This is a genomic window from Herbaspirillum autotrophicum (assembly GCF_001189915.1).
In the GTDB taxonomy this organism is placed as follows: domain Bacteria; phylum Pseudomonadota; class Gammaproteobacteria; order Burkholderiales; family Burkholderiaceae_D; genus Herbaspirillum; species Herbaspirillum autotrophicum.
In genome coordinates this window covers 52,458-58,938 of record NZ_LFLS01000039.1, presented here as the reverse complement: position 1 = coordinate 58,938, position 6,481 = coordinate 52,458, and the positions used below count along the sequence as shown (strand labels likewise).

3 protein-coding genes are annotated in these 6,481 nt (G+C 62.5%); all 3 read left to right on the top strand.

Annotation, left to right across the window (positions count from 1 at the left end):
- Positions 1–5,020 (top strand): filamentous haemagglutinin family protein (locus AKL27_RS28555; protein WP_232311081.1); only part of this gene is annotated, 5,020 nt, incomplete at its 5' end.
- Between the two features lie 181 nt (positions 5,021–5,201).
- Positions 5,202–5,894: a S1 family peptidase gene (locus AKL27_RS23365; protein WP_050465279.1), complete on the top strand. Its 693-nt coding sequence runs from the start codon at positions 5,202–5,204 to the stop codon at positions 5,892–5,894.
- Between the two features lie 67 nt (positions 5,895–5,961).
- On the top strand, positions 5,962–6,480 hold the full coding sequence (locus AKL27_RS23360; RefSeq protein WP_050465278.1) for a hypothetical protein: 519 nt from the start codon (positions 5,962–5,964) through the stop codon (positions 6,478–6,480).
- The last annotated feature ends 1 nt before the right edge of the window (position 6,481 follow it).

The window sequence follows — 6,481 nt, the reverse complement described above, 5'->3', positions numbered from 1 at the left end:
TGGCGAACGGGTCGGCACGATCCGGCTGGCCGCCAACAAGGGACTGACCATCGGCAGTGATGCGGTACTCGATGCGCACGGCACGGTATTGCGTGTGGACAGTTACGGCAAGATTATCGACAGCCCGAACCGCGCCATCGTCGAACTGAGTTCCGGCAATGGTGTGCTGACGCTGGCCAGCGGTGCGCAAATCGATTTGCGTCACGGCACCAATACTGTCGCCGGCAATGACGGCGTGGCACGCGGCACGCTGAACCTCAATGCTGCCCGTCTTGGCAGCAACGGCAATCAGACTGACGCCGATGCGGCGACCTATGGCGACATCGCCATTGATGCGCGTGGCAGTCTGAATATTCGCGGCGCCAAAACGATTGCCGTCAACGGCATGCAACGGTATGACGATGCGCCTTTGGCGACGGTCAAGGATGCTGCCGGCAACGTGGTATTGGATGCTGATGGCAAGCCGGTGCTTGATCTGGCAGCCGGCGGTCGTCCGTATCAGGTCATCAATCAGGATTACCTGAAAGAAAAAGACAAGGACAGCAACGACTTCATCAACGGCGCGCTGGCCAACAATAATCTGCTGACCAGCAAGCTGGCCGGACTCAACAATGCCACCTACGCCGATGCCTTGCACTTGCGTCCGGGCGTGGAAATCGTCAGCAATGCCGTCACCAATCCGGGGGGCGATCTGGTGGTGCAGGGCGATCTCGATCTGTCGGGCTTCCGCTATGCGAGTCTGAATGCGAAGACTGCCAAGACCGGCGTTTATGGTTCCGGTGAAGTGGGCACGCTGACGCTGCGCGCGGTCGGCAATCTGGACATCTTCGGCAGCATCAATGACGGCTTTGCGCCGCCGCCGCCAACGGCCGATGACAAGGGCTGGCAACTGCTGGCAGGCCGTGATTTTACCGGCGGCGACATTGTGGTGCCGGGTACCGGCATCACGCTGGCCGATGGCACTGTTTTTCCGAGTGGTTCCACGCTCAATTACGACTTGCCGCTCAAGGCATTCAGCCTGGCGGCAGGGACCCTGCTGCCGGTGGCGGGCACATTGGCGACGGCGTTGACGCTGCCGGCTGGCACTGTGCTGGCAGCCGCGGTACGTGATGCCGCCGGCAATATCCTGTTTGCTGCCGGCAGTATGCTGAGCCAGCCGACCGTGCTGGCCGCCGGCACCCGGCTTGATGCAGGTACGGTGCTGACCGGCGTCGCCGGGTTGACGGCAATGACCTGGCCCAAGGGCATCCCATTGCCGCCGGCCTTGATACAACTGAACGGCGACAAGGCGTTGGCAACCGGCGCGCTGATTCCGTCCGGTACCGATGTCAAGTTACCCGGCGGCGCTGCCTCGGTGGCGTTGCGGCCGGAAGTGGCGGGCCGTCTGTGGGCCATCGCGCCGATGCTGGCCGAGGGTTCGCAGTCGTGGTCGATGCGGCTGGTGGCGGGTGCCGATCTGGGCGCTGCCGACAGCCGCATCGTGCAACCGCAGCCGGCGCGTGGTGAATTGCGTCTGGCCGACAGTCATTACGGCATGTATGGCGAACCAACGATGAACGATGTGCGCTGGACCAGCATGGTTGGCGACTATATCGGCATGCCGGAACTGGAAGGCATGCCGATTGATCTGGCGGTGGTGCAATCCGAGTTCGGGTACGACACGATTGCCGCTATGTGCGTTGATTATCCGGATGCGTGCCAGATGGGGCCGAATTCGACCTATGACCCTCGCATCAGCAGCATTCGCTTCAGCGTATTGCGCACCGGTACCGGTGACCTGGAATTGCTGAGCGCAGGCAACCTGCGCATGGACTCGCTGTTTGGCGTGTATACCGCCGGCCAGTCATCGGTGGCGACGTTTGCCAACGATCCGTTCAATCAGGGCAGAGGCAAGCCGGGCGGCCGGATTCTCGGTGACTTCGATCCATCGCGCGAGTCGCTGGTCGATGGCAGCCCTACCAGCCTCTACCGTGCCTGGTACCCGGATCAGGGCGGCAATCTGCTGCTCAAGGTGGGCGGCAACCTGAGCGGCGACCTGATGAATCTCCCGGGTACGTATACCGGACGTCCGTTGTCGACCGATTCCGGTTACGACACGTCGGCAGTGGGCAACTGGCTGTGGCGTCAGGGCAGTGGTGCCGTGGCGACCGGTGGCGCAGCGCAGCCGACGGCGTGGTGGATCAATTTCGGCACGTACGCCGTTGACGCTGGCCAGGCCGACAAGATGGTCGGGTTTACCGGTTTCGGTACGCTCGGCGGCGGCAACCTTACCGTGCAAGTGGCTGGCGATGCGGGTGCACTGAGCCCGATGGCGGGTGCCAGCTTTGACGCCAGTATCAACCCGCGCAGCCAGGGGGTAGTGCTGGCGGTGGGATCTACCGGGCGGGTGGCGGCCGATGGCAGCATGCAGTTGACCGGCGGCGGCGATCTCGACGTGCGCATCGGCGGCACGCTCAATCCGGCCAGCACGCGCAGCACGGGACTCAATGGCGCGCTGATCAATCTGCGCGGCAATGCACAACTGAGCAGTGCGCAACTGGGCACGATCAATCTGATGTATGGCAGTACCAAAGACCAGCAGGTGCCAAAGGAAACCCGCGCCTATGATCCGTTCCATCCGACTCGCGCCGATGCCAATGGCGGCATCACACTGGTGCCGGGCGACGCCACTTTCAGCGTCAACACGCTGGGCGATCAGGTAGTGCAAAACGTGGTTGATCCGGGTCGCGTGACCAACCTGAACATTTTGCCGTTCGTCGACAGCGCCGGAACCAACGGCAGTGGTTACAGCTGGTTTACGCTGTGGACCGACCGTACCGCGCTCGATATGTTTTCCGCCGGCGGTAATCTGACACCGCACAAAGTGGCGCTGGGTACTGCCACCGATGATGCCGTCCTTTATCCGGCCAGTGTCAGGGCAGTGGCGGCCAGCGGCAGCCTGTTCTATGGCAAGGCCGCCAGCGACCGTTTCAGTGACACGCTTTTCATGGCGCCGATCCTGCTGGCACCGTCGGCCCATGGGCAACTGCAATTCCTGGCGGCAGACTCGATCTATGCCGGGGGCTTTACCGTGAGCCAGTCGGGGGCGCCAGCCAGCGCAATGGCAACCCCGCAAAATCCGGCCTTTACCAGCTGGATTTTCCTCCACGGGCAGTACGTGCAGATGGCCTCGAATCTGTCAGTCATGGCCAATCCGTCCAGTACCGTCAATTTCCCGCTGTTCGCGTTCGGCGCCAACAGCGCTGCCGGCCAGCTTGCCGCCAGTACCGACCCGGCCCGTTTCTACGCCGTCAATGGCGATCTGGTGGGTGTCAGCAGCGGGCGTGTCATGAATTACCTTGATCGCAACTCCCGTGGCCTGCCGGGGCCGCGCTATGGCATGACCTGGTATGAAGGCGCGCAGCCGGTGTGGATGATGGCCGGACGCGATATCGTCAGCAGCGGTACCTTTGTGGCGGAGTCCGAAACCAATGGCATCAACAACAATTATGTGAGCAACGGCAATCTGTTTGTACATAGCCGCGACACCGATATATCGGTGGTCTCGGCCGGGCGCGACATTTTGTACAGCTCGTTCAATGTGGCTGGTCCCGGCACCCTGGAAATCACCGCCGGGCGCAACATCCTGATGCAGGATCGGGCCGCCGTTTCCAGTCTCGGTGCGGTTGTGCCGGGCGATGCCCGGCCCGGTGCCAGCATCGTGATGCAGGCCGGGGTCGGCAGCGCTGGCCTCGATTACCTGCGCTTCGTGACGCCGTATCTGGACCCGGCCAATCTGGCCGCCAATGGTGTGCCACTGGCGGATCAGAGCGGCAAGGTGGCCAAGACCTATGAAGCCGAACTGATTGCATGGCTGGCCGCGCGTTATGGCTTCAGTGGCAATGGCGCGGCGGCACGGGCTTACTACATGGCCTTGCCGGCCGAGCAGCAACGGGTGTTTGCGCGCACCGTGTATTTCGCCGAACTGCAAGCCGGCGGCCGTGAATACAACGACGCCAACAGCCCGCGTTACGGCAATTATCTGCGTGGCCGCAGCGCGATTGCGGCGCTGGCACCGGGTGTCGATGCCAATGGCAAGCCGGTGTCGTATGCCGGTGACATCATCATGTACAAAGGCAATTACATCTACTGGGATCAGTCGGCAGTCAAGAACGTCTATGTTCCGCGCAGCGGCTATGTCCGTACCTTGTTTGGTGGCGACATCCAGATGCTGACACCGGGCGGACAGATCATTCTGGGTATCGAAGGCGAAGCACCGGCCACCACTTCCGGTGTCATCACGCAGGGTTCCGGCAATATTCAACTGTTTGCCAAGGGCAGCATCCTGCTCGGCCAGAGCCGGGTCATGACCACCTTCGGCGGCGCGATTCTGGGCTGGTCGGCGACCGGCGATATCAATGCCGGCCGCGGTTCCAAGACCAGCGTGGTATTCACGCCGCCGAAGCGGGTCTATGACCAGTGGGGCAATGTCACGCTGTCGTCGGATGTGCCAAGTACCGGCGCCGGTATTGCCACACTGGCGCCGATTCCGGAAGTGCCGGCCGGCGATATTGATCTGATTGCGCCGCTCGGCACCATCGATGCCGGTGAGGCCGGGATCCGGGTCTCGGGTAACGTCAATCTGGCGGCGCTGCAAGTGGTGAATGCTGCGAACATTCAGGTCAAGGGTGAGTCCAGCGGCTTGCCGGCGGTGGCCGCAGTCAATGTCGGCGCCCTCAGCAATGCCAGTGCTGCCGCCAGTTCGGCCTCGGCAGCGGCGCAGGAAGCGGTGCAGCGTACACGTAATGAAGCGCGTCAGTCGTTGCCGTCGGTAGTGACCGTCAAGGTGTTGGGATTCGGCAACGAGACGGCACCCGGATCGGGCGCTGGCAGTGACAACCGGCCCGGCAATGGCAGTGTGTCGCAACAGGGAACACGTTACGACACGGCCAGCGCTTTTCAGGTGCTGGGGCAGGGCAGCCTGACACCGGCGCAGCGCGCACGGCTGACCGCAACCGAGCAACGGAATTTGTCGAAGTAACATGGAGCGCATACCAACTTGATGACATTTTCATGACAAATTGCGGTCTTGGTTTAGTTCAACCGTCTATATAAAAGCCATGCCATGATGCGCGATGGGGGAATCAATTCATGGCGGGGGACGGTTGAACGCAGTAAAGAAAGTCAGAGATCGATGGCGCTGTGGAGTGTGGTGCGGTTTCATGTGGCTGGCATTGCCATGCGCGGCTGCCGATGGCAATGCGGTCAATGGCATGGGACTGGAAACCCAGGCCAGCGGGGTATTTCTGAATGCTGCCGGTGAAGTATTGACCGCGCGGCATGCGGTAACCGGCTGCGAGAAACTGTTTGCGCTCAAGGATGGGCGGGTAGTGCAGGCGCGGGTGCGGGCGGTCAGTGCGGAACATGACCTGGCGGTCATCAGTACCGGCCTGATACCGTATCTGAGTGCGACGCTGGTGCAGACGCCGCCGTCGACGATGAACAGCATCGGCGTATTTGCCGAAGCTTATGGCCCGTTGCAAAAAATGCCGGATCGGGCGCGCATCTTGAGCAATGCGATCACGGTGCCGAGCAACGACGGCATGCTGTTGTTGTCCGGCGCCAAGCCGGGGGCCAGCGGCAGTGCGGTATTGAATGGCAGCGGCTTGCTGCTGGGGATGGTGGTGGAACGGATCAGCGCCGGGACCGGCAGCGCGGGCGCTGGCAAGATGCCGGGCGCGGTGGCGCATGCCGGCAGCGGCACCCAGGTGCGGGCGGTGACGGCGGCGCAGATTGCGGATTTCTTGCGCGCCAGCGATATCGTGTTCAGCGCCAGCGACGCGGCACAACTGGCGGCCACGCAATCGGCCGCAGCCAGAGCGATGACGCTGTCGGCCGGCATCATTTGCGGCTGAGCAGACGCTGGGCAGGTAATGAGCAAGCAATGAGCAGGCAATTCGAATAACAGTACACGGGAACAACATGAACAAGGCAGTCCGCGAGAACACAAGTCCGTCACCTCAGCATGCCATCCGTCTGGCATGGCGCAGCAGCTGGCGCCGCATGCGTTATGTGCTGCAACTGGTGGGACTGGGGCTGGCCGTATCAGCGGCACCGTCGCCGGTGGCGGCGCAGAGTGCGGCCAAAGCCAGCGCGCCGCCGCAACACTGGATCAGTTATGCGCAACTGGCCGGCAATCAGTTTCAAGCCTGGCTCAGCGATCCCGGCAACGACACAGTGGTGCGGCTGCATGGCTGGTGGCAAGAACGCATGTTGAGCGGCGGGCCGATCATTGCCGCCGTGCCGACCGTGGTGGTGCGCGTTTGGGTAGCGGCCAATGGTCAGGTGGAACGGTTGGAATTTCCGTCGCTGGGGCAGGCCCAGGCCGATGCCGATCTGCGTTCCTTGCTGACGGCGCAGGCCTTGTCGGAACCGCCGCCGCCGGACATGAAACAACCGATGGTGATGGAACTGGCCTTGAGTTTCGCCAGCGGCGCCTGAG